We start from the raw sequence: 22,111 nt of genomic DNA, 5'->3' as shown, positions 1-22,111 counted from the left end.
CGGGGTCCGGGGGGGGTGCCTCGGGGGCCCGTAAAGGCGGGGCAAACACCCGCCCCGCAGATTCAATGCTGGACGATGGTCACTGAATCGACATCCGCCATAGTGTCTACGCCTCTGTCACATTTAAGGGTGTTTCAATGATGTACTCGCAACCAGTCGGGGCTGATTCGTGGTAGCTTCGTTGAGCCAGTTCGCGACCGAGTCCTCGACGTAGACGAAGGGATCGAATCCTGAATAGATCGGCCGAGAAGCGGCCGCCAGCCCCAATAACCGCCCCCGGCCAGGAGCGGCCAACTGGCTACAAGCTGACCACCGTCCGTTCCCGGCAGAAGCGGTCGGTCGAAGGCTCCGCCTTCGGGACGCGTCTGCGTTGGCGGATCGCAACACACCCCTCTTCGCGATGCGCGACCTGAATCTCTCGCGATGCTAAGTTCTCGTTCAGCCTTTAACTTGATACCGAGATGCGTAATCGCTGATTGCTTCCATCACGACTCGACGTGCACCCCGGGGTGAGATCGCGATCCCCGTCCACTCCGGCAGGTATCTCATCAGTGCACGAGGCAATAGATTGACGGCTTCCGACCAAGTTCGGTCCATGCATGCCTTATTGAAATGCTGATTCACGCAGGGAGGAGCATGAGACAGTTGCTGGCGGCCTTGTTCGGGGGCATGGCGATCGCATCAGCGTTTCCGCAAGATATCGGCGATGCTGCGTTCGCGCGGCTCAACGTCCTGGCTACCCATCCCGCACCGATAGGAAGAGGCCACCCCTCGATACTTCCCCCAATTGATGGCGACCTCGTCTATTCGCACTACGACGAGAACGGCAACACCCAAAGCATCGTCCAGTTCGACTTTGCGAACGGGCGCTGGAGCAACCTGGTGTCCGGAAAGCGGGACCCGACACTCATTGCCCAGGATAGCCGGTACATCGTATCCCACACGTTCCAATCCGCGTCCTTCCCCATTGAGGTGATCGACCGGAAGACCGGTGTAGTGCTGAAGCGCATACGTCTGGCCAAAGTGGTTCGGGAGGCCTTCATAGACGGAGACAGACTCGTGCTGTTTCAGGGTGAGAGGACATACAACGAGCAGGCCGTCGCTATCCTGGAGTTGCCCTCACTCAAGCTGATTCGGGAGACCGAGTTGCCGGGCGCCCAACTGATCAGCATTCGAAACGGCCACGTCTATACAGCCTCCCCGGGAAACGGAAAGAATGAACTAGTGGTCTTCGATCGCCAACTCAGAGAGCTTGGACGCATCGAAATTCCACCGCCGCTGGAGAAGATCAACGCCAACTGTCAGCCCACTATCGAGCAAGACGATCACGAAAGAGCTGTGCTGATTGCGAATTGCGGTGAGATGCATGTGCTGGACCTGAAATCGTTCTCGATCACGCACAGCATGCGCCGGTATGCGCTCTTCTATTCCATGGCGCTCCACAACGGACTGATGTTCACCACCGCGTCCGACAAGTCCGCCAGCGATGATGTAGGCATCGTCGTCTTCGACATGGACACGGGCAAGGAAGTCGCGCATCTGCCTATTTCCGCCTCGACCATTGCCATCAAGGGAAACATCCTCCTGGCTGCGCATCAACCCGTTTCCATGGGCCTGAATTCCACCTGGCCGATGGACACGTATCAAATCAACGCCGATGCCATTCGCGACGGACGTTGGCAGCAGGCAAGGGTCGTGCAGCAGTGCCGGCAAGCCGAGACGCAGTGGGAAGACAAGAAAGACCTGTACGCCGCAATCGGCCTATGCAAGCAAGCGGGCATCGAGGCTTACGCCAGGGGCACGTCCATTCCGGCGACCGTGCTTCCCGCGCTCAGGCAATATGGGCTCTGGCTGAGCCAGACCCTGGACCAGAGTCCGGAAGCCGTGCGAGTTCTCGAAATGGTGCAGGCTGCGAAGCCAGAGCAAAGTGTCGCGCTTGCGCTGGATGAGGCTCGTCTCAAGGCGCGGGTCATCGGCGGCGAGACGACCAACGAGCTCACCGAAGCAGAACGCGAAACCAATTTCGGGCAGGTTTTCGAAGACGGGGTGCCGCTAACAAAGGCGATCACCAAAACCATAGAATTCGGCTTCTTTTCGGACCTGTTCTATTTTTCCGGTGACAGGCTTTACGTTGGACGCTACGGATGCGGGACCACGAGCTGCGAAGGCGGGACGACCTTGGGCGTGTTCGACCGCAATACGCTCGACGAGCTCGCATCGGTTCCGATCGCGCCCGACGACCATGAGTACCAGGACAGCATCGCATCCATCGCTGCCGACGAGAAGCATATTTACGCTTCTGTGTCATATCGGTACGAACAGAAGGGCCGCCCGAACTTCCTCGTCATCGATCCCAATACGCTCAAGGTGACCAAGCGCGTACAGGTCGAATCAATCGGCAAGCTGTACGTTGCGCGAGGCAGACTCCTGTCCTGTGGCAGCCTTGATTCCTTGAACGATGCTTGTGCCGACCTTGATCCGGTCACGCTGAAGTTGACAGAAGCGCCGGATATGACCTACGTGAAAGGCGAGCCGGGCGATGACGCCATCGTCACCGTCGATCGGACGGTGGCTACAGAGGCGAATTTCGTCGCAGTGACCCGCGATTATCTGGTCGTGCGAAGGAGAATGGGCACCAACGCGGAGTATATGTTTTACCCGCGAGCCGGAGGGAAACCCCTGCCGCCGGTACGTGACCTGGGCAACGCCTTGGAGCGCGCCGGCTCCGTGGACGGCAACAACATTTTGATCCGCGAACCCACCCTGCGGGGGCAGTTGATCAAGCTTGTCAGCCTCCCGTCCGGTGCCGCTCAAACGATCCTTGGTCTGCCGGTAACGCCTTCACGTGTCCCGGTACCCATGCTGCGTGGGCAAACGCTCTATGTTGGTTACGGCAGAGACCTGTTCGTATACGATCTCCGGGACCGCCGGATCAGGCGCTACATAAAAGATTTCATTCCAACGGGATTCAACAACAATGGTTTTGGCCTTGATACGTCACGCATTGACCGATTGATTATCGACCAGGACCGATTGATCGCCCTGACCTTCCGCGGCGCGAGCAGTCGCATCATTCGATTGAGCGATCTCTGAGAGCAGCCGTATGCACCGTTTTTCGTGGTGACAGGAGGGTTACCTCCACTGCAGCCGAACGTCCGTGATGGGTGTGCGCCTTAGCACGGCGCACGCGAAAACCGGACGGTCACAGGACCGCCGGACCTGCGTCTTGCCAACCTAGGGAATCGCGTTCGGTGTCGCACAGGCGACCGTCGTTCGATCTGGGTACCATGCGCGGATGGGCGGCCACTGACTTTGGATATACCGCGCCATATCGAGACAGACAGCGCAAACTCCACCGGTGGGTCATCCCTCCATATACGACGGCCTGAAAGAGCTCTCATGGAAGCGGTGTAACATCGACTTATGATCGCAAAACGCACGAAATCTTGGCTAGTGCGCGAGCTCGGTCACTTTTCGCAACAGTACGCGCGTAAGGCGCGCGCTGGTGTGCCCTGAGCTAACACGTTAGGTGCCATTGGAACAGGTCGCAAGCCATGAAATGGATCGGTACTTTTAGTTTGCTCGCGGTAGCGGCGGCTACGTGCACAACCGTTTTATTTGTCAGTGCGCTTAAGCCTACCAGCATTGGTGCATTTGTGTGTTTTTCTGCCTGGCTGATTTCTCCTTATGCATTCATGTTTGCAACATTATTTTTTTTGCAGCGCAAGGGCACTGCGTCTAATCATTGGTATGTCGTTGCAGTCATCGTATCGATTGGCGGCATTCTATTTCTGACAGACGTTATTTTTTGGCACGCTGATCCACAGGGAGCTATTGCAGTATTAATGGCGCCTCTGCTTCAAGGCGCTGCATTGATTCTCTCGATTCCTATTGCCTGGTGGATAAGAAAAAATGTTTGCACCTAAAAAATTCATTAACTCTGACCTGTACAAGCATCGCTGCGCGGTGCTTGTACAACCCAGTTATTTACAGCGTTAGATTTGTAGCGCGAAAAGACAGTGGGGAGTTCATCCCATCATTCAAGCCGAAGCCGCTTCGCGGCTCGGCTTAATTCAGGCGTTGAATGGCATCTTTCCGACTTTCCAAAAGGCAGATAAGGGTCGGCAACGGCCTGTCGGGGAGGTCTAGCTCCTGTCCCGCTTGTCCATACGGTGTACTTTGTGGTGTGCGCGTCCATGGGCTGCACCTTGCCGTTACCGGCCGTCGCAGTCTACGAACCGAATTGGGTGCCCACCGCCCGGCGCCATAGTTCGCCTCTCACGACCCCGGGAGGTTCCGAAACGCGAGTACAGAGATAACAGACATTATCCTTGTACTGCCATTTCAGTACCAAACTCGGTAGTGGCCTGAGGGTCGGCCAGCGCGCCCAGCGCGGCGCCAACCACGCAAACAATATGGACTGAAATCATTGCGGATCGGGAAAAGTGGGTGAATGAGATCTCCCAGTCCATTGATGAGTTATAAAACATTTAATTTTCGCGCACCATCTATCACTCCGTCGCTCGCAGCTTCTTGGCGATCCATGTGAAGATCCACGTCGCTACAAGGGCTGGTGTAACGGCAATGCATGCCCAAAATGGAAACGCCAAGAGCCCAAACGGCCCAGGCCCGCCGTCTTCAAACACGAGCTGCTTACATGTCCTAATGATAAGCCAGGCCCAATCTGCTGCGAACACAGTAGCACCAATTACGCAAAATAGTCCAACTACCCTGGTGATTTTCGCTTTCGCAGGCAAGCTGTTACATGCTTTTGCCAACAGTGCGACGGCAAAAATGATCCCTGCAATACAAGTGAGTCCGAAACCGTAGCTGATGATAAGGAGTGAGAGCATATGTTTTAGCGCTACGCTGGCCGGTGTGCCAAAGACACATAAGCGGCAGGCGCCGGCTTGCCGGCAACTGTCCGCTCGATGAGCGTGTTAGATGCACACTTTGCTGTCACCCGATCGGCTTGCGCGATTAATGCCTGCGCTTGAGGGCCTCCCCAGACTGCCAGAGCTAGTAAGGGTGCCGATGACAGAAACTGCGCCCAACCCGAAAACTTGGCCCTTACTCCCCTGTGAATCGCTGTGGGGCGAAATACCTTTTCACCTTTTGGGGGAACCTGCCCATCACGCAGTACCTTGTATCCACGACGGCCGATAAGTGCCATCACAATCATTGCGGCATGCAAAGGGAGGCCAACGAAAAGGCCGAAGAAGAAGACGCTCGTCCCTTTGATGCCAAAGACATAGCGACAATGAGCCGACGCAGAGAACTCACGAAGCCAAGGGAAAAACCATAGCTGGCAAGGAACGAATAGCAGCGATACAAGGACAATATCTAGCGCTATAAAGCGCGTTCGCTCTGCTGTTGTGTACTCGGGTGCGAACTCAGTGGTGGACATGAGCACCTCTAACGAGGTTGTGCAAAAGCCCGAATTCCGGACGTCGAAATGACGCAACCAAGGGCCGCGCATGGTCATGGCTTTGCAGTGGTTGATTCATCCAAGTGTCGGGGATTCAGGACAAGTTGGCAAGATTGTGCCGACCTCCCCGGGCATTCTAACGCCCATACCTGTGGTGCGCCGCCAGCTTCTCAATATTGAGTACCAGGCAGTCAGCGTTCGTATCGGCCTTGTTTTGTCCGCGCAAGGTGAACCGATCCAGTTTTTTATCATAAGGTAGGTTGCCGAACACTGGCTCAACCGTGGCAATGCGGTCTTCCATACATTACCCGTCCAGACAATGAATCGATACGCTGCATCATTGTCTCTGTATATTTGAGCGGCAATTCCGCGTTAGCTTGCACGATTTGGCGTCAATGTCAAACTTCAAGTTAAATCAATTGAGAAGCTTCCAACGAAAAGGCGCAGAATACCACACACCAATTTCAAGTTCTGACGCAACTTCAGGATGGTTAAGACAGCCTTCCACGGCCGCACGTGCTGACTCTTTGAGAATAGTAGATGAACTTGTCGATTTGACCCTATATTCGAATGGGGTATTCGCAGCAGATCGCCTGAAGTAGACATGAAACAATCCTTCTTCTTCGCGGCGCAGCGCTAACCTCGGGTATTCTGGGGGGAAGCAGCGGGAAGCTCCTACAAACTTCTGCCCGGCCGTCCAGCTAAAAATAAGCTCATATTGTTCACTAATATTTTTTTGTCCTGCCTTTGCCGGATTAAACCTACATGCTTGTACCGCCTTCATGAATGCCTTGTCGCGGTCTCCACGGCCAGAAGGCTTGGTGATCTTGACTGCTATAGGTTCCCCTTCTTCGGAGACCTGGACATTCATTTTGATACTCCCACCTTCAGTCGAGTCAATGAATTCCGCTGCAGGCAATAAGCATCCGGCCTCTAATTTTGGAGATAGATGAGGAACACTTTGCCCCTGCATAATTGTGGGAGAGCTTGGCTCAGACCGTTGTTTCTCGACTTGTGCGCAACCAGTTATCAGAACTGATAAAACAGAAATAAATATAGAATGTAGATAACGCTGTTTCGTCATATATTATCTTGCGTAGTCTCTTTACGCGAAATCAACGCCACGGCTTTCGGAGAACTGCCAGCGTCATCAAAGCGTGCGTGGCGCCATGAACTCCATGCTGACACCCTTGGTCTCGCTGGTGCCCATACTGTTCAGCTAACTCCGCCCAAATGCGCCTAGCCTGGGTTCTGGTCAGGCGTGAGCTTGTACTCGCCTACCATCCCGACCAAGCTGGAGCCACGGGGGGAAGCGGCCATCATAATCCTGGGCGGAGATATCCCCGAGTTGCCCGCAGGCCTCGGCAGGTAGGGCGATGCTGACTTCATTTCGCCAGAGCACAACGCCGACAAGCCGAATTACACGAACACGCACCTCCCTGGGCACAGGGTATTCCGAAACATGCGAGGGGATTGCCTCCATGCAGACACGCCTTCGCACCTCGTAGCTGAGCGCACCATTCATTTCGCAGCGAATTAGCGCAATACGCGAGACCTGCGCATGCAGGATGAGGGCGCGGAGGACGAGCGCAATGACCAGGACCGTTACAATCAGCATCGCTATACCTCCCTAGCGAGACCAACAGACTCTTTTCCCAGAGTCTACACATCAGGTGCGCCATTTCCGATGGAGGAGCGCGCGCCTGCCCCGTCTCATTCCAACACACGTTGCCAGCACGCAACAGAGATGCATGGCCAATTACGATGGGAACGTGAAACTTCATTGCTGACAGCCTGGACATTTACTGTTCGGGTACAGACAAGCGCCTCGCCGCGCTCAAAAGACGGTATAAGGACAATCGATCTATCATGAAGCAACTCAATAAATACGAGGAGCATGTTGAATGAAGGGGAGCGCGGTGGTGACATTCGCAGAAACTAACTGATGGCGGGAATGAGTCGTTCTGCGACCCTCAGTCACCCGCCGTCGGCGATGAACCAAGAATTCTCCATATAGAAACTATGGCCAGAACCTTGTCAGCTCCCGGCCAGGACGTAGGTCCGCAGATTCGAGACCTAGCATCCCTCGGGGCCTCGTTCGTATCCCAACTAGGCGGACGGCTCCGGCCGACGCCCGGATATCGGATAGCATACCGAGAATCTCTCAACACCGGAGGAAATGAGGTTGAACGACGACGAAAACGGAACTGGCCGTTCCGTAGCGATCTACTGGGACTTTGAGAATCTTCACGCCGGACTCATCGAGGGAAAGTACGGGGAAGGAACCTATTCCAAACAAGACAACCGCTTCAAGGCACAGGAGGCGTTGATCGACGTTCAAGCTCTTGTTGAACTCTGTTCCTCATTTGGGACTGTCGCCATCAACAGAGCGTATTGCAATTGGCAGTTCTTTGGCAGATACCGGGATGCACTGCTGCAAAGCTCAGTGGAACTCATCCAACTCTTCCCGCCAGGCGCGTCGGCCAAGAACGGTGCTGACATCAAACTATGCTTGGACGCTGCAGAGGACATCAGCCGATTCAGCCATATCGGCACAGTCATCATCATCGGTGGCGACAGCGATTTTATGCCTGTCGCGCAGAAGATCAAAGCCGCGGGTCGCACCCTTATCGGCATTGGCAATCGCAAGAATACGAACAGGCACTGGGCAAAGTCCTGCCACGAATTCCGATACTACGACAGCCTGGTAGAACCGGTTGAGGAAGGGAAACCTTTGGCTGCAGAGAATACTGCTCTGCTCTCGCAGGGTCCTGCCGCAGACATGCTCCGGCGTGCAATTCGCCTGCTGGCGGAATCGAAGGGAGATACCTGGGTCCACAAGGCTAGCGTGTGGCCCATGATCAAGCGCCTGGACCCGACCTTCTCCCCCAAGGATCACGGCTTCACCAGCTTCAGCGAAATGCTCAAGGCATTGGACGCGGTCGTCGAAATTAAGAAAGGTGAGAAGGACCATCTGGTACGACTGAGATAGTGGCCTGACAAGGGGTTGCAGCTAGATACTGCAACCCTTCCGCAGCCTCCAGCTCGGCCAGCCCTTGGAAGTCAGCATTGCGCCACAGACCGGCCGTTCAGTGAGGCGAGTCCGACCGTCTCTGAAGGGTCGACAGCCAACCGCCCTGCTCGCGACCACTTCGCATTGGTGCATTCGCAGGGGCCGACTTTGGGGTTTCAACTGGAAAGCTTGCGCCGGAGCGGCGAGCCTGCGGCTCGCACCGCATATCCATCCGTTGCAGTTTGTCGCGAAGTGCCGGTGGCTGGCGCTTGCCGGCACCGCGTGTTCGGATCTACTTACGGAAGTTGGCGGAGATTTCGACAGCACTGGCTGCCCGCTGCCTGCGGCGACAATGCCGACGGCTCAGGCCTCGGCCCCGGTCCTGTCGGCTGGCGATCCTGAACCTGGCGGAATCCGCGGGAATTCCGGCAGGACATACGCAGCGAGTTCCTCCAGCACTTCCCCGGCATCACGCTGTGATGGCTTGAGGTTGAACGCCACGTGGTTCACGCCCAGATCGCGCAATGTCCTCATCCGCAGAGTCGTTATCAACCGTGATGAAGATCGTGCTAATCGATGGGATTCCGGAGGATCGCGGCGCAAGCGAGCGTCGGACCAGCTTGCTGCTGCACGAACCGGGCCGCCGATGCGCCCAGATCGCGACAAGACGCGCCGGCCCCGCGCCGGCCATTGATACCCCAGTGCAGAAGGCGTTTAATCGTTCAGACAAAGGCCGGAAGTGAAGAAGCTATATGCGCTGCACAAACTGCGGCTCCGACAATCCCGACGGAGCCAAATTCTGCAAGGATTGCGGGACAAGGCTTTCGCGGCGCTGCCCGAACTGTGGCCATGAATCGGGTTCCGCGGACAAGTTTTGTACCGAATGCGGCGCATCCTTCGCCACCTCCACCGAAGAGGCATCCGGCGGCACCCAGCCGAGCGCTCCCGCCCCCATCGACTACACGCCACGCCACCTGGTCGAGCGCATCCTGGCCGAGCAGGCTGCCATGGAGGCCAGGGGATCAACCGCGGGGGAACGCAAGACCATTACGGCCCTGTTCGCCGACATGGCCGGCTCCACGGCCCTGATCCACGATCTGGATCCCGAAGAGGCACGCCATCTGATCGACCCCGTCATGGCCCTGATGATGGAGGCCGTGCACCACTATGAGGGCTATGTCGCCAAATCCCTGGGAGACGGCATACTGGCCCTGTTCGGCGCCCCCATCGCCCACGAAGATCATCCACAGCGAGCCCTGTATGCGGCGCTGCGGATGCAGGAAGCCATGCGCCGTCACAGTGACCGCATCCGTCTGGAGCAAGGCATACCGCTTCAGATCCGGGTGGGCATCCACACCGGAGAGGTGGTGGTACGTTCCATCCGCAGGGACGACCTGCACACGGACTACGATCCGGTGGGACACACGATACATATCGCCTCACGGATGGAAAGCATTGCCACGCCTTCATCGATTCTTGTCAGCGAGTCGATCCGCAGGCTGACCGATGGGTATTTCGACTTCAAGGCCCTCGGGGCGACCCAGGTAAAAGGCATTCCGGAACCCCTTGCAGTGTACGAGGTGCTGCGCCCGGGGGTGTTGCGCACGCGCCTGCAAGTGGCGCAGCGTCGCGGCCTGGCGCAATTCGTCGGGCGTCAGGACGAGCTGGCGCATTTACATGAAGCCCTGGACCGGGCCAGGGCGGGAAGCGGGCAGATTGTTGGGGTGGTCGGCGAAGCCGGCGTCGGAAAGTCCCGACTGTTCCACGAGTTCAAGGTGCTGTCACAGCACGGCTGCATGGTCCTGGAGACCTTCTCCGTCTCGCACGGCAAGTCCTTTGCCTATTTGCCGCTGATCGAACTGGTGAAGAACTACTTCCAGATCGAGGTACAGGACGATGAACGGAAGTGCCGGGAAAAGGTTGCAGGCAGGGTGCTGATGCTCGACCGCATGCTGGAAGACCTCTTACCCTATCTGCTCCATCTGCTTGGCATCGCCGACCCGAATTCGGCGTTGCCAAACATGGACGCGCAGATCCGGCGCCAGCGCACGTTCGAGGCGATCACGCGCCTGCTGGTCCGCGAAAGCCACAATCAGCCGCTCGAACTCCTGTTCGAAGATTTGCAATGGCTGGACAACGAAACCGAGGCATTCCTGGATGTGCTCATTGACCACCTGCCGGGCGCTAGGATTCTGCTGCTGCTGAATTACCGGCCCGAGTACCAGCATGGCTGGAGTGAAAAAAACTACTACACGAAGCTCCGGCTGGATCCGCTGGGCCAGGTCGAGGCCCGGCAACTGCTCGCCGCACTGCTTGGAGATGATCCCACGCTCATGCCTCTCAAGACGCTCATCATGGAAAAGACGGAGGGCAATCCCTTTTTCATGGAGGAAGTGGTGCAGACCTTGATCGAGGAAAAGGCCCTGCGCGGCGAGCCAGGCCATTACCGCATCGAGACGACCCCCACGGCGCTGCATATCCCGACCACGGTACAAGGCGTACTGGCCGCCCGCATCGACCGGCTTCCCCGTGCGGAGAAGGACTTGTTGCAGAGCCTTGCCGTGATAGGCAAGGAGTTTCCTTACAGTCTGATCCAGCGGGTTGTCGCGCAGCCTGATGACCAATTGCGCCATCTCCTGACCCAGCTGGAGGCAGCCGGATTCATCTACGAGCGGCCCGCTTTCCCCGACACGGAATACACGTTCAAGCATGCACTGACCCAGGAAGTCGCCGGCAGCTCGCTGCTCACCGAACAACGCACCGCGCTGCATGAACGCACGGCCCATGCGATCGAGGCCCTCTTCCACCATCAGCTGAAGGATTACTACAGCGAACTGGCACGGCACTACAGTCTTAGCGGAAATGATCCGAAAGCCGTGGAGTACCTTCAGCGCACGGGACAGCAGGCCATTCAGCGCTCCGCCTATCAGGAAGCGATCCGTCAACTGAATGCAGCCCTGGCATTGCTCAAGGGCCAGCCCGATACCCCCGAACGCGCACGCCAGGAACTCAGTTTGCGACTTGCCATCGGGCCTGCGTTGATTGCCGCCAGAGGATTTGCTTCGTCCGAGGTGGAGGCAACTTACAGCCGTGCCCTGGCATTGTGCGGCCAGGTCGGGGAAACACCGCAGCTCTTTCCAACGCAAGCGGGATTGCGCACCTATTTCTCTCTGCGAGCAGAACATGCGAAGGCATACAAGCTAGGGAAGCAACTTCTTCGGCTGGCCGAGAACGCGAAAGACCCGGAGTTATTGGGGGAGGCGCATGTCTCGCTGGGAACGTCGTTGTATTACTCGGGAAAGTTCAGGGCTGCGGATGCCCATCTGGGGGATGCCCTCGTGCTCTACGGCAAAGATCCGCATCACGACCACCTTAATGTTCACGGCGTGGATCCGGAGGTACGTGCGCTATCCATTTCGGCCCTGGTCCTGTGGACTCTAGGCTATCCTGACCAGGCCAGCAAGAACGCCCAGGCTGCCCTCGCGCTGGCCCGGAAGCTGTCCCACCCCTTCAGCCTGGCGCATACCCTCTGCCTGGGGGCGGAGCTGCACCAGTTCCGCCGTGATCCCAGACTGACGCAAGAGTACGCCGAGGCCGCCATCGCGCTCTCGACCGAACAAGGCTTCCCGCTCTGGCTGGCGTGGACGACCGTCCTTCGCGGATGGGCGCTGGCCGAGCAGGGACAGCACCAGGAAGGCATCGCGCAGATGCATCAGGGACTGGCCGCCTATCACGCCACGGGGGCAGCGCTGGGGCGTTCGCACTTCCAGGAACTGTTGGCCCAGGCCTATGGACGCATGGGACAGATCGAGTCAGGCCTGAGCGCGCTCGCCGAGGCGAAGCACGCGGTGGAAAGGACCGGAGAACACTATTGCGATGCGGAGTGGCATCGGATCAAGGGTGAACTGATACTTCAAAGTTCGCGCCCCGACGACCTCAGGTCTGGCGGTGATGCAGAAGCCGAGGCGTGTTTTCGCAACGCGATCGCGGTAGCCCGCCAGCAGAATGCCAGGTCGTTTGAGTTGCGGGCAGCCCTATGTCTGGCGCAGCTCTGGCGACAACAAGGCAACACCGAGCCGGCCAGGCAGCTGCTGGCGGGGATCCGGGGCGCAATCACCGAGGGTTACGACAGCGCGGATATGCAGGATGTCGTCGTCGCGGACCGTTAACGATGGGGCGGATCGCGTTTTCCGCTTCCACGCTATCGAATACACTGTGCGCTCGAGCAGCGTTCCCACCCATTTCCCCCGGCTCTGGAGAGAGACCCATGAAGGCCTGGATTGCAAAGGCAGTTGGTGCTCTTGGCTGTGCAATGGCATTGCTGGCAGGTTCGGCGAGCGGCGCCGACCCGGCAACGCTGGTCATTTCGGCTGGTACGCAACAGCGCAGTTGGACGGCCGATGCGCTGCTCAACGACCGTCGCCTGACCGATGTGACGGTAGACGATGACAATCTGAAACGCCGCCTGACGTTCAAGGCGATCCCACTGACCGCCCTGCTGCGCGGCATGCCTGTGGCGGCCGGCGCGACTGCGACGACCGCGGCCAGCGATGGCTATGTTTCGCACCTGCCGATGCGCCTGTTGCTGGCGGATAGCGCCGACGAGCCGCGAGCCTGGCTGGCGGTCGAAAATCCAGCCAGGCCGTGGCCCAGGCTCAAGGGCCAGGGCATCGGGCCGTTTCGCCTGATCTGGACGCTACCGTCGGGCCGCGCCGCTTCCGTGGTCAACGAGAGTCATTGGACCTACAACATCGTACGCATCGATATCACCGCATCGCCTGCAGAGCGCTTTGCGGCCATCCGGCCCGCCTCCGACCAGCCAGCCGACGGCCCCGTCATGCGCGGCTTCGCGACTTTCCAGCGCGTTTGCTTCTCATGCCACTCACTTAACCGGGTCGGCGACGCTCACCTTGGCCCCGATCTGAATGTGCCGTACAGCCCGGTGGAGTATCTGGGCGACGACAAGCTGGTCAAGCTGATCCGCGACCCGCAGTCGCTGCGCTGGTGGCCCGACGCGCGCATGTCAGCAATCGACGAAAAGACGCTCTCCGATGCTGACCTGAAGGACCTGCTGGCGTATCTGCGTCATATGGCCGGTCGCAAGGGATCCTGAAACCACTGGCGCCTGGATTGCCGTCCAGGGCGCGGCGGTGAAGTCCGCAAACTGGAGACACACGCTATGACTATCTCGTCCACCGCTCGTCGCGCGGCATTCCGCACCAAGGTCAGTGAACGCCAGGGCTTGCTGGTGCCCGGCGCATTCAACGCGATGAGCGCGCGCGTCATCGAGGACGCCGGCTTCGAAGCGCTCTATCTGACGGGCGCCGGCGTTACCAACATGTCGCTTGGCCTGCCCGATCTCGGCTTCATCGGTCTGCACGAAATCGCCGAGCACACCGCACGGGTCCGTGACGCCGTCGCGCTGCCGTTGATCGTGGATGCCGACACCGGCTTCGGTAACGCCCTCAATGTGCGCCACACGGTACGCAGGCTCGAGCGCAGCGGCGCCGATGCGATCCAGTTTGAAGACCAGGTGATGCCGAAGAAATGCGGCCATTTCTCCGGCAAGGAAGTCATCGCGACGAGCGAAATGCTTGGCAAGATCCGCGCGGCCGTCGATGCGCGCGAAGACCCCAACCTGCTGATCATCGCGCGCACCGATGCAGCCGCCGTGCATGGCATCGAAGACGCCATCGAGCGCGGCCATCGCTTTGTCGAGGCGGGCGCGGACATCCTGTTTATCGAAGCGACCGAAGCGCTTGCCGACATCGAGCGCCTGCCCAAACTGATCGACGCGCCGCAGTTGATCAACATCGTGATCGGCGGCAAGACGCCGACGCAGTCGCGCGAGGCGCTCGGCAAGCTCGGCTATGCGATCGTGCTGTATGCGAACGCAGCGCTGCAGGGCGCAGTGCTTGGCATGCAGCGGGCGCTCGGCACGCTGCATGCGAATGGCCGGCTCGACGAGGACGCTTCGTTGGTCGCGCCGTTCAGTGAGCGGCAACGGCTGGTCAACAAGCCGTTGTACGACGCGCTCGACCGTGAATACGCAGCAAAAGACTAAACCGCGCTGATCAGCCCGGATCACCGATCCTCAGACGGAGACATGCCTTGAATGAAAAAATCCGATTCACCCTGGGCCTGCTTGCGACGGCAGGCCTGATCGCCGCTACGCCGGCTTGCGCACAAGGCCAGTGGCCAACCAAAACGATTCGCTTTGTCGTGCCTTTTGCCGCTGGCGGGGCCAATGACCTGATGGCACGCGCGGCGGCCGAGGGGGCTTCCAGGGTACTGGGCCAGACCGTACTGGTCGAAAACCGCCCCGGCGCGGGCGGCACCGTCGGCGCCGACATGGTGGCTAAGAGCAAGCCCGATGGCTACACCTTCCTGATCAGCGCCGCCGGCGTCATCTCCAACAGCATGATCAAGAAGTCCATCCCGTTCAAGGATGACGCGCTGGTCCCCGTCGCCATGATCGGCCTTGCTCCCTCCGTCATCGTCGTGCCGAAGAACGCGCCCTACAAGGATCTGCGCGACTTTGTCGAGGCATCGAAGAAAGGGAATGGCTTCAACTTCGCCACCGCGGGAACCGGCAGCACCCCGCACTTTGTCGCCGAAATCCTTAACGTGAAATATGGCGCAAAGCTGCAGCCGGTGCCCTACAAGAGCGGGTCGGAGAGCACCACGGCGGTCCTGGGTGGCCAGGTCGAAGGAACCTCCGAAGCCAGTATCATCGCGCTTCCGCATATCCTGCACGAAGGCAAGTTCAAGGCGCTGGCGACGACCTGGACGCAGCGCATATCGGCCTATCCTCAACTCTCCACCGCCGTGGAGCAAGGCTTTCCGGAGCTGCAGATCGCCCACTGGGCCGGCATCCACGCGCCCAAGGGCACGCCCGACGCCATCCTCGACAAGGTAGCCGCAGCGGTCGACAAGGCCATGAAGGATCCGGACGCCGCGGCAAAACTCAAGGCCGTCGGCATCGAGCCGATTGGCGGCACGCGTGCGGATTTTGTGAAGTTTGTGAACGCGGAGCGCAAACGACTGGGCGAGATCGTCAAGGCGGCCAAGATGCACGAGAAGTGATGGCTGCGCAGGCCTTGGCCATGGCCTGCGGTCCAGGCTTTCACACCGGCAGCGCGGCGCGCTGCAGGCTTATTCGTGTTCTCACGAACTATGGATCAGCGCCAGGCCTGAGTGAACTCACTGATCACCCGCTCCAGGTGGGTTCGCATGGCTGCACGCGCCGCCGCGCCGTCACGGGCCATCACAGCGGCGAAGATCCGTTGATGGTCCTCTTGCGACGCGACCCGCAGTTCCGGGGTGTGGAAGTGTTCCTCGATCTTGTCCCATAAGGGATCGCTGCGCGCGCTGTCCCACAGCGCAGTGACCATATGCAGCAAGACCTTGTTGCCGGTGGATTCTGCAAGGCAAAGGTGGAATTGGCGGTCTGCTGCCTCATTGGCTTGCTTGTCGTGCATATGCTCGCGCATGAGACTCAGCGCCGAGAACATCCGGTCAAGGTCGCTGTCCTTGCGTTCGCTTGCCGCCAATCCGGCTATTTCTGACTCGATCAACACTCGGGCACGCAGCGTTTCGATGGGGCCCGGCCGCCAGGGCAGCTCGAACGGGTCAGGAGCGGACGCAGCCGCTGCCGCGCATACGTAAATGCCCGAGCCCAGGCGCACTTCGACCACTCCCTGGACCTCGAGCGCAATGATCGCCTCACGCACCAAGGTGCGGCTGACGCTGAATCTCTCGGCCAGGTTGCGTTCGGACGGAAGCCTCGTGCCCGCAGAAAACTCACCTGATGCGATCAGTGCATGCACTTGACTGGCCAGGCTCAGGTAAGAGCGATCGCTGGCACCAGGCGAATTCTCAATCTTCGGAGGTGGTGCAAGCTCGCTTGTGGTATTTCGCATCGTGGGAGCGGCGGTAGCCGCACATTTCGTAACCGGTTGACCACCCGCGCGAGCCTGTGGGAAACGTCCGGCGGGCGGGCTCCACGGCGGTCGGATTGCCTGGCCGCGTAGTGCCTGACGTGGCCCATGGTAAACCATGAGGGCAAAATTGGGCAACCAGTCCATAATTGGTCAACCAGTTTGGTTCACCACTGGTGCGCACGCTCGGCCTGTTGTCGATCGTCTCCTCGGATTGCAAAGCGGGCGCTTGACCCGCCCTTCCTTCATCAACAGAGTCGACCCAAGGAAGCCCCCATGAAGATGTCCTTCCGCTGGTACGGAACATCCGACCCGATCAGTCTTGCGTACGTCCGGCAGATCCCCGGCATGACCCACATCGTGTCTGCCATCTACGACGAACCCGTCGGTGAGGTATGGCCACTGGACAAGATCCTGGCGCTCAAGTCCACCATCGAGGCGGCAGGCTTACAGTTCAAGGTTGTCGAATCGGTCCCGGTCCATGAAGACATCAAGCTCGGCAAGCCGACGCGCGAGCGATTGATCGCCAATTACCAGCAGAACATCCGGAACCTGGCCGCCGCCGGCATCGAAGTCATCTGCTACAACTTCATGCCGGTGTTCGACTGGACCCGCACGGAACTGTCGAAAAAGCTCGATGACGGCTCGACCTGCCTTGCCTTTAGCACCAGGGAGGTCGAACAGATAGACGTGAGCCAAGGCATCGCCCTGCCCGGCTGGGATTCCAGCTACCAGCCCGACCAGTTGCAGGCGCTCCTGGGCGAATACCGCGGGATCGACGAAGACAGGCTCTGGGAGCATCTGGAGCATTTCCTGTGCGCGGTCATCCCGGTTGCGCAGGAGTGCGGGATCAAGATGGCCATCCATCCGGACGATCCGCCGCGCCCCATCTTCGGGCTGCCGCGCATTGTCAAGAACCGCGACGATCTGGCGCGCATCCTCAAGATCGTCGACACGCCGGCGAACGGCCTGACGTTGTGCTCAGGCTCGCTCGGTGCCGGCCCGCAGAATAACGTCGAGGCGCTGGTGCGCGAGTTCGGCGGCATGGGACGCATCCACTTCGCCCACATCCGCAACGTCAAGGTCACCCCGGAAGGCGATTTTGAAGAAACCGCCCACTTGTCGAGCTGCGGTTCGCTGGACATCGCAGCGATCGTCAAGGCGTACCACGACGTCGGCTTCCAAGGCTATTTTCGCCCCGACCACGGCCGCATGATCTGGGGCGAAACCGGCAAGCCGGGTTATGGCCTCTATGACCGCGCACTGGGTGCGGTCTACATCAACGGCCTGTGGGAAGCGATGGAGAAGATGGCCTGAATAGCCGCGAGACTGCAGCCCTGTCTAATAAACATAATTGGAGACCTGTCATGGAAATCATCAAGAACTCTCTCGCGGCTTCGCGCCGTTCAACGTTAATCCTGGGCATCGCTGCGCTCGGTCTTGGCGCGTTGACAGCGACGGCCGCCTGGGCACAGACCAACTGGCCGACCAAGCCGGTTACCCTGTTGGTCGGATTCCCGCCCGGGGGGCAGACCGACTTCGCAGGACGTGCCTTGCTCAACGGCTTACAGAGCTCGCTCGGCCAGCCCGTGGTGATCGACAACAAGGCCGGCGTGAACGGCAACATCGCATCAGTAGAGGTAATGAGAGCGCCGCCAGACGGCAACAAGCTGCTGGTGGGCAACGGCTCGATGACGATCATGCCGCACGTCTACACCAAGCTCGGCATCGTCGACCCGCAGAAGCTGACTCCGATCGGCGTGATGCTGCAGTCCCCCCTGGTCCTTGTCGTGCCTGCCAGCTCGCCCATCAAGACCTACGCGCAGTTCGTCGAGGAGGTCAAGGCGCGGGACAAGGCAGGCAAGACTGTTGACTACGGATCGGGTGGCACCGGTGCGTTGCCGCATGTCACGATGGAACTGCTGCGCGAGCGCATGGGCGGCCCGAAGATGAACCATGTGCCGTACAAGGGCAGCAGCCCGGCGATGATCGACCTGATGGCTGGACGCCTGGATGCGATGTTCGATGCGACTTCGGTCGTCGCGCCTTTCATCAAGTCGGGCCAGCTGCGGCCACTGATGGTCACCGGAGCAAAGCGCGTGGCGATGATCCCGGATGTGCCCACGGCCACCGAGAGCGGCATCAAGGACTTCACCATCATCTCCTTCATTGGCCTGTATGGGCCGCCCGGCCTGAGCCCTGACATCGTCAAGAAAGCCAACAGCGCCATGAATTCGGCGCTGAAGGATCCAACCGTCGTCAAGGGCATCGTCGACCGCGGTGACGAGCCGGGTGGAGGCACGCCGGAGCAACTCGGAACCCTGACCCGCACTCACTACAAGATGTGGGGCGACGTGGTGAAGGCAAACAACATCACGGCCGATTGAGGCAGCGCAGGCCGCTCACGGTGACCCCATGAACGACACCAGGACCCTCGACCTCGTCGCCATCGGCGAAGCGCCGATCGATTCCCTCACCATCGATCCGGCGGTTCAATCATTAGGGCCGTGAACGGCCCCAACTGGCCGACATGGGTCGTGGCAAGCGCCCCCATCCGGACGGCAAGCCGCGCCGGTGGGTTGGCTTGCGCAGTGAGAATCTCCTACTGCGCTGGTGCCACCGACGCGCCCTGAATACTATGGCGCTTCAAGGACGAGGCAACAAAGCCGCTAGCCTTCATATCTTCCACAAACTGAGCCAGCACAGTGACGGCAGCGCGGAGGCGCGCCTTGGGCAATCCCATCGCCTGCTCGATCACCATGAAACGTCCGGGCAGCAGCCTCAGGCCATGCACGCGTCCGGCGTCAGCTTCCAACTGTTGCCTGACGCCGGCCGCGACGTCCAGCCCCTGCTCGATGAAAACGTCCACTACCGTAGGAGAAGTCGGGGCCCGCACGATCTCAGCGTGCATGAGTTCCCGCGTCAGAAAAAGGTCGTAAGCACTTCCCTTGCCGACCGTGACGCGTCGGCAAGGCTGGTCGACTTCGTCGTTTTCCTGAATGGCAGAGTCTTCGCGCACCAGGTATGCCCCTTCGATAAGCACGTAGGGCGCGGTAAAGGCAATGCCGGCGCCTCGCACAGGATCGATGGCGAAGAAGCCGACGTCTGCCTGCTCGTTCGTCACCGCGTCAACGGACTTGCCGGCGGAGTCGAAAACGATCAGTTCTATCTCCAGCCCTAGCCGACGCGCGAACTCGCGTGCCAGGTCAATCGAGACACCAAAGGGCTGTCCGTCGGCATCCAGGTTGGCGAGGATGGGATTGCCGACGTTGATCGATGCCCGCAGCACGCCGTTGGGCGCCAACTCGGCAACAACGTGAGGGCTGGTCGTGGCAATGGATGTTGAAGAAGTCATGGTCAATTGATGTTAGTCGGAAGGAACAGCGCGCAGCACCCTGCTCGGCCGCGACGCCGCCAAGCCCTCTCAAGCCGCAAGTTTCGCGGCGTGATGCTTCAGAAGTGACAGGACGGATGCGTCGATCGTGAGGCCCTGTTCGCGCTGGCGCGCCATGTTGGACAACTCGATCTCACCGGGAACGATCACCGGCTTGCCTTCCTCTGCCGCGGGACAGCCGTGCAGGATGGCCGCAAAGTCCTTCATGCGATCGGCGAGCCATTTGGCGGACCCCAGCCGACGGGTGTCGATCAGGATAAAGAAGTGCCCCAGGTTCTGCGGCTCGTCCGGCGCGTCGACCCAGGATTTCACGTGGGTCAGGTAGGCCGCGTCGGATAGCAAGCCGGCGAACAAGTCCACCACCAGCGCCAGGCCATAGCCTTTGTGCCCGCCTATTGGCAGCAGGAAGCCGTCTAGCGCGGCGGCCGGGTCCGTGGTCTTGCGGCCTTGCTTGTCGGTTGCCCACGTATCCGGGATGGGCGCTCCCGCCTTGAGCGCATTGCGGATCTTGGCACGTGCGACGACGCTCATTGCCATGTCGAGCATGAAGTGGGCGCCATCGTGACCCGGTACGCCAAAGCCAAGCGGACTGTTGCCAAGGCGAGCGTCACTGCCGCCCCAGGGCGCGATGGTAGTCGTGGCATTGCTCCCGATCATGCTTGCAAAGCCCGCCTCTGCAGCGATATGGCAGTAAGGCGATATGGGACCGAAATGATTGCTGCCTCGCACCAGCGCCATCCCGATGCCGCATTCCCCGGCCACTTCCATGGCGGCTTTCAAGCCTTTCATGCCGACCAACGGCCCAACGCCGTTGCCCCCGTCCACCTTGACGAGCGCGCTGGCAACCCGTTCGATCTTGATAGCCGGCCGTGCGGCAATTCCGGCAACTTCCAGGCGCTCGCCGTATGACTCGATACGACTCATGCCGTGGGTGGAAAGGCCGAAAAGGTCGGCCGTCACAAGGAGGTTGACGACTTCATCGGCATCGGCGGGAGTCAGCCCCAACCCCTGGAACGCCTGGCTGCCAAGGTCGCGAAGCGCCGCCTCCGGCAAGGTTGCGCGGCTGTCGGTATGTCCATGCATAGAGTTACCCAATTGTGTTCGTAAAGCGAGGAGATCGTTGAAACAAGGAGGAACGGGTGCCGGATGCCTAGTTGGCCTTAACGTTGGCGCTGCGAACCACGGCACCCCAGCGATTCCGTTCGGTCCGGATAAATCGGGCAAATTCCTCAGGGCCTTGCCCCATCGGGGTGCTGGAATCTTCAGCCAGGCGATGGCGTACCGCGGGGCTGTTTAGCGCCTTCACGGCTTCCGCATGCAAGCGCTCGACCACTGCAGTTGGCGTCCTGGCTGGAACCAGCAGTCCAAACCACTGTGAACTCTCAAAGCCCGGATAGCCTTGCTCTGCCACGGTAGGAACATCAGGGATAGCAGGGAGGCGCTGGGCTGCCCCCACGGCCAGGATGCGTAACCGGCCTGCTTTCACGTGAGGAAGAAATCCGGGAAGTCCCGCTGCGGCAGCGTCGATATTGCCGGCCAGCAGATCTGTCATTTGCGCACCGGTCCCCTTGTAAGCGACATGTAGAAGCTCGGCGTGCACCGTGACTTTCAGCATTTCGAAGGCCAGGTGACCGGCGCTTCCGTTCCCGGCCGAGCCATAGGTCAATTTGCCTGGTTTTGCCTTTGCCAGTGAAACGAAGTCGGCCAATGACCTGGCATTTACGCCAGGGCCAACCGCAAAGACCATAGGCACTTTGGCCAACAGCGTCACGGGAGCGTAATCCCTCTCGGGATCGTAGGGCAGTCGGGGCATCATGGCCGGATTGACCGCCAAGGTGCCGACGTGTCCCAGCACCATGGTGTAGCCATCCGGCATCGCACGTGCTGCGTCTTGCATGGCAACAATGCCTTGACCACCGCCCTTGTTATCCACGATGACTTGTTGCCCCAGGTTCCTGGACATTTCCGCCGCGATGGAGCGCGCGATGACGTCGGAACTGCCTCCCGGCCCATACGGCACGATCAGACGAATCGGCCTGGCTGGCGTCCACGCCTGAGCCTGAGCCTGAGCCTGCGCAGGCATCGGCAGTCCCATGCAGGCCGTCGCGACGGAGAGCACCAAGAGCAGCCTATGGCTTAGCCGTTTACGACGTGTGTTGGAAAGTGGCCGTGCACGATCAAGCGCTGTGGTCGTATTGGATTCTTCGAGATTCATATGGCTCTTCTATCGAGATGAAATTCGTGAGCAAGCCAGGGCACATCGCTCCGAGGGTGTCTCCGCCCCTCGTAAGCCGGCCTCACGCTCCTGGCAACGATTTGTGAGGCCATGATCCACG

16 protein-coding genes are annotated in these 22,111 nt (G+C 59.6%); 9 read left to right on the top strand and 7 right to left on the bottom strand.

Annotated features, from left to right (window positions below; all coding sequences use genetic code 11):
* Positions 1-636 precede the first annotated feature (636 nt).
* Both K307_RS08510 and K307_RS47670 read left to right on the top strand, forming a co-directional pair.
* On the top strand, positions 637-3,093 hold the full coding sequence (locus K307_RS08510; protein WP_042877569.1) for a hypothetical protein: 2,457 nt from the start codon (positions 637-639) through the stop codon (positions 3,091-3,093).
* Positions 3,094-3,554: 461 nt separating this feature from the next.
* On the top strand, positions 3,555-3,926 hold the full coding sequence (locus K307_RS47670; protein WP_155301108.1) for a hypothetical protein: 372 nt from the start codon (positions 3,555-3,557) through the stop codon (positions 3,924-3,926).
* A gap of 938 nt (positions 3,927-4,864) precedes the next feature.
* Here K307_RS47670 and K307_RS47665 read toward each other — a convergent pair.
* From K307_RS47665 to K307_RS45920, 3 genes are all read right to left on the bottom strand, one after another.
* A complete protein-coding gene (locus K307_RS47665; protein WP_155301107.1) occupies positions 4,865-5,407 on the bottom strand; it encodes a hypothetical protein in 543 nt (180 codons plus the stop codon).
* A gap of 157 nt (positions 5,408-5,564) precedes the next feature.
* Positions 5,565-5,729: a transposase gene (locus K307_RS45925; RefSeq protein WP_080744960.1), complete on the bottom strand. Its 165-nt coding sequence runs from the start codon at positions 5,727-5,729 to the stop codon at positions 5,565-5,567.
* A 114-nt stretch (positions 5,730-5,843) separates the two neighbouring features.
* The gene (locus tag K307_RS45920) at positions 5,844-6,512 is read right to left on the bottom strand and encodes a TonB family protein (protein ID WP_080744959.1); all 669 of its coding nucleotides are present in this window, start codon (positions 6,510-6,512) and stop codon (positions 5,844-5,846) included.
* A 1,095-nt stretch (positions 6,513-7,607) separates the two neighbouring features.
* On the opposite strand from K307_RS45920, the gene K307_RS08500 reads away from it, so the two are divergent.
* From K307_RS08500 to K307_RS08480, 5 genes are all read left to right on the top strand, one after another.
* Positions 7,608-8,420, top strand: coding sequence for an NYN domain-containing protein (locus K307_RS08500; protein ID WP_042877567.1), 813 nt, complete (start codon positions 7,608-7,610; stop codon positions 8,418-8,420).
* Between the two features lie 773 nt (positions 8,421-9,193).
* Positions 9,194-12,610: an adenylate/guanylate cyclase domain-containing protein gene (locus K307_RS08495; RefSeq protein WP_042877566.1), complete on the top strand. Its 3,417-nt coding sequence runs from the start codon at positions 9,194-9,196 to the stop codon at positions 12,608-12,610.
* A gap of 98 nt (positions 12,611-12,708) precedes the next feature.
* Positions 12,709-13,554, top strand: a complete 846-nt coding sequence (locus K307_RS08490) for a cytochrome c (protein ID WP_042877565.1) — start codon at positions 12,709-12,711, stop codon at positions 13,552-13,554.
* Positions 13,555-13,620: 66 nt separating this feature from the next.
* On the top strand, positions 13,621-14,505 hold the full coding sequence (locus K307_RS08485) for an isocitrate lyase/PEP mutase family protein (RefSeq protein ID WP_042877564.1): 885 nt from the start codon (positions 13,621-13,623) through the stop codon (positions 14,503-14,505).
* A 47-nt stretch (positions 14,506-14,552) separates the two neighbouring features.
* Entirely contained in the window at positions 14,553-15,527 is a 975-nt protein-coding gene (locus K307_RS08480) for a tripartite tricarboxylate transporter substrate binding protein (RefSeq protein ID WP_051974769.1), read from the top strand.
* Positions 15,528-15,622: 95 nt separating this feature from the next.
* On the opposite strand, the gene K307_RS08475 is transcribed toward K307_RS08480, so the two are convergent.
* A complete protein-coding gene (locus K307_RS08475; protein WP_042877562.1) occupies positions 15,623-16,363 on the bottom strand; it encodes a FadR/GntR family transcriptional regulator in 741 nt (246 codons plus the stop codon).
* Positions 16,364-16,657: 294 nt separating this feature from the next.
* On the opposite strand from K307_RS08475, the gene uxuA reads away from it, so the two are divergent.
* Positions 16,658-17,698, top strand: a complete 1,041-nt coding sequence (uxuA, locus tag K307_RS08470) for a mannonate dehydratase (RefSeq protein WP_042877561.1) — start codon at positions 16,658-16,660, stop codon at positions 17,696-17,698.
* A 50-nt stretch (positions 17,699-17,748) separates the two neighbouring features.
* Positions 17,749-18,768, top strand: coding sequence for a Bug family tripartite tricarboxylate transporter substrate binding protein (locus K307_RS08465; protein ID WP_042877560.1), 1,020 nt, complete (start codon positions 17,749-17,751; stop codon positions 18,766-18,768).
* A gap of 215 nt (positions 18,769-18,983) precedes the next feature.
* Here the strand turns inward: K307_RS08465 and K307_RS08460 are convergent, their stop codons facing one another.
* The 3 genes from K307_RS08460 to K307_RS08450 form a co-directional block, all read right to left on the bottom strand.
* A complete protein-coding gene (locus tag K307_RS08460; protein ID WP_042877559.1) occupies positions 18,984-19,736 on the bottom strand; it encodes an ABC transporter substrate-binding protein in 753 nt (250 codons plus the stop codon).
* A 69-nt stretch (positions 19,737-19,805) separates the two neighbouring features.
* On the bottom strand, positions 19,806-20,858 hold the full coding sequence (locus K307_RS08455) for an Ldh family oxidoreductase (protein ID WP_042877558.1): 1,053 nt from the start codon (positions 20,856-20,858) through the stop codon (positions 19,806-19,808).
* 67 nt (positions 20,859-20,925) lie between these two features.
* Positions 20,926-21,870, bottom strand: a complete 945-nt coding sequence (locus K307_RS08450) for a Bug family tripartite tricarboxylate transporter substrate binding protein (protein WP_196251576.1) — start codon at positions 21,868-21,870, stop codon at positions 20,926-20,928.
* Positions 21,871-22,111 lie beyond the last annotated feature (241 nt).

The sequence above is a fragment of the Cupriavidus necator A5-1 genome, from assembly GCF_000744095.1.
Taxonomy (GTDB): Bacteria; Pseudomonadota; Gammaproteobacteria; order Burkholderiales; family Burkholderiaceae; genus Cupriavidus; species Cupriavidus necator_A.
This window is presented reverse-complemented; position numbering and strand designations above follow the sequence as displayed.

Bases quoted from the DNA above. Each gene is read 5' to 3' on its own strand.
- K307_RS08455 (WP_042877558.1), bottom strand. From the start codon at position 20,858: ATGCATGGACATACCGACAGCCGCGCAACCTTGCCGGAGGCGGCGCTT.
- K307_RS47670 (WP_155301108.1), top strand. From the start codon at position 3,555: ATGAAATGGATCGGTACTTTTAGTTTGCTCGCGGTAGCGGCGGCTACG.
- K307_RS08500 (WP_042877567.1), top strand. From the start codon at position 7,608: ATGAGGTTGAACGACGACGAAAACGGAACTGGCCGTTCCGTAGCGATC.
- K307_RS45920 (WP_080744959.1), bottom strand. From the start codon at position 6,512: ATGACGAAACAGCGTTATCTACATTCTATATTTATTTCTGTTTTATCA.
- K307_RS08510 (WP_042877569.1), top strand. From the start codon at position 637: ATGAGACAGTTGCTGGCGGCCTTGTTCGGGGGCATGGCGATCGCATCA.
- K307_RS08495 (WP_042877566.1), top strand. From the start codon at position 9,194: ATGCGCTGCACAAACTGCGGCTCCGACAATCCCGACGGAGCCAAATTC.
- K307_RS08475 (WP_042877562.1), bottom strand. From the start codon at position 16,363: ATGCGAAATACCACAAGCGAGCTTGCACCACCTCCGAAGATTGAGAAT.
- K307_RS47665 (WP_155301107.1), bottom strand. From the start codon at position 5,407: ATGTCCACCACTGAGTTCGCACCCGAGTACACAACAGCAGAGCGAACG.
- K307_RS45925 (WP_080744960.1), bottom strand. From the start codon at position 5,729: ATGGAAGACCGCATTGCCACGGTTGAGCCAGTGTTCGGCAACCTACCT.
- K307_RS08465 (WP_042877560.1), top strand. From the start codon at position 17,749: ATGGAAATCATCAAGAACTCTCTCGCGGCTTCGCGCCGTTCAACGTTA.
- uxuA (WP_042877561.1), top strand. From the start codon at position 16,658: ATGAAGATGTCCTTCCGCTGGTACGGAACATCCGACCCGATCAGTCTT.
- K307_RS08460 (WP_042877559.1), bottom strand. From the start codon at position 19,736: ATGACTTCTTCAACATCCATTGCCACGACCAGCCCTCACGTTGTTGCC.
- K307_RS08490 (WP_042877565.1), top strand. From the start codon at position 12,709: ATGAAGGCCTGGATTGCAAAGGCAGTTGGTGCTCTTGGCTGTGCAATG.
- K307_RS08450 (WP_196251576.1), bottom strand. From the start codon at position 21,870: ATGGGACTGCCGATGCCTGCGCAGGCTCAGGCTCAGGCTCAGGCGTGG.
- K307_RS08485 (WP_042877564.1), top strand. From the start codon at position 13,621: ATGACTATCTCGTCCACCGCTCGTCGCGCGGCATTCCGCACCAAGGTC.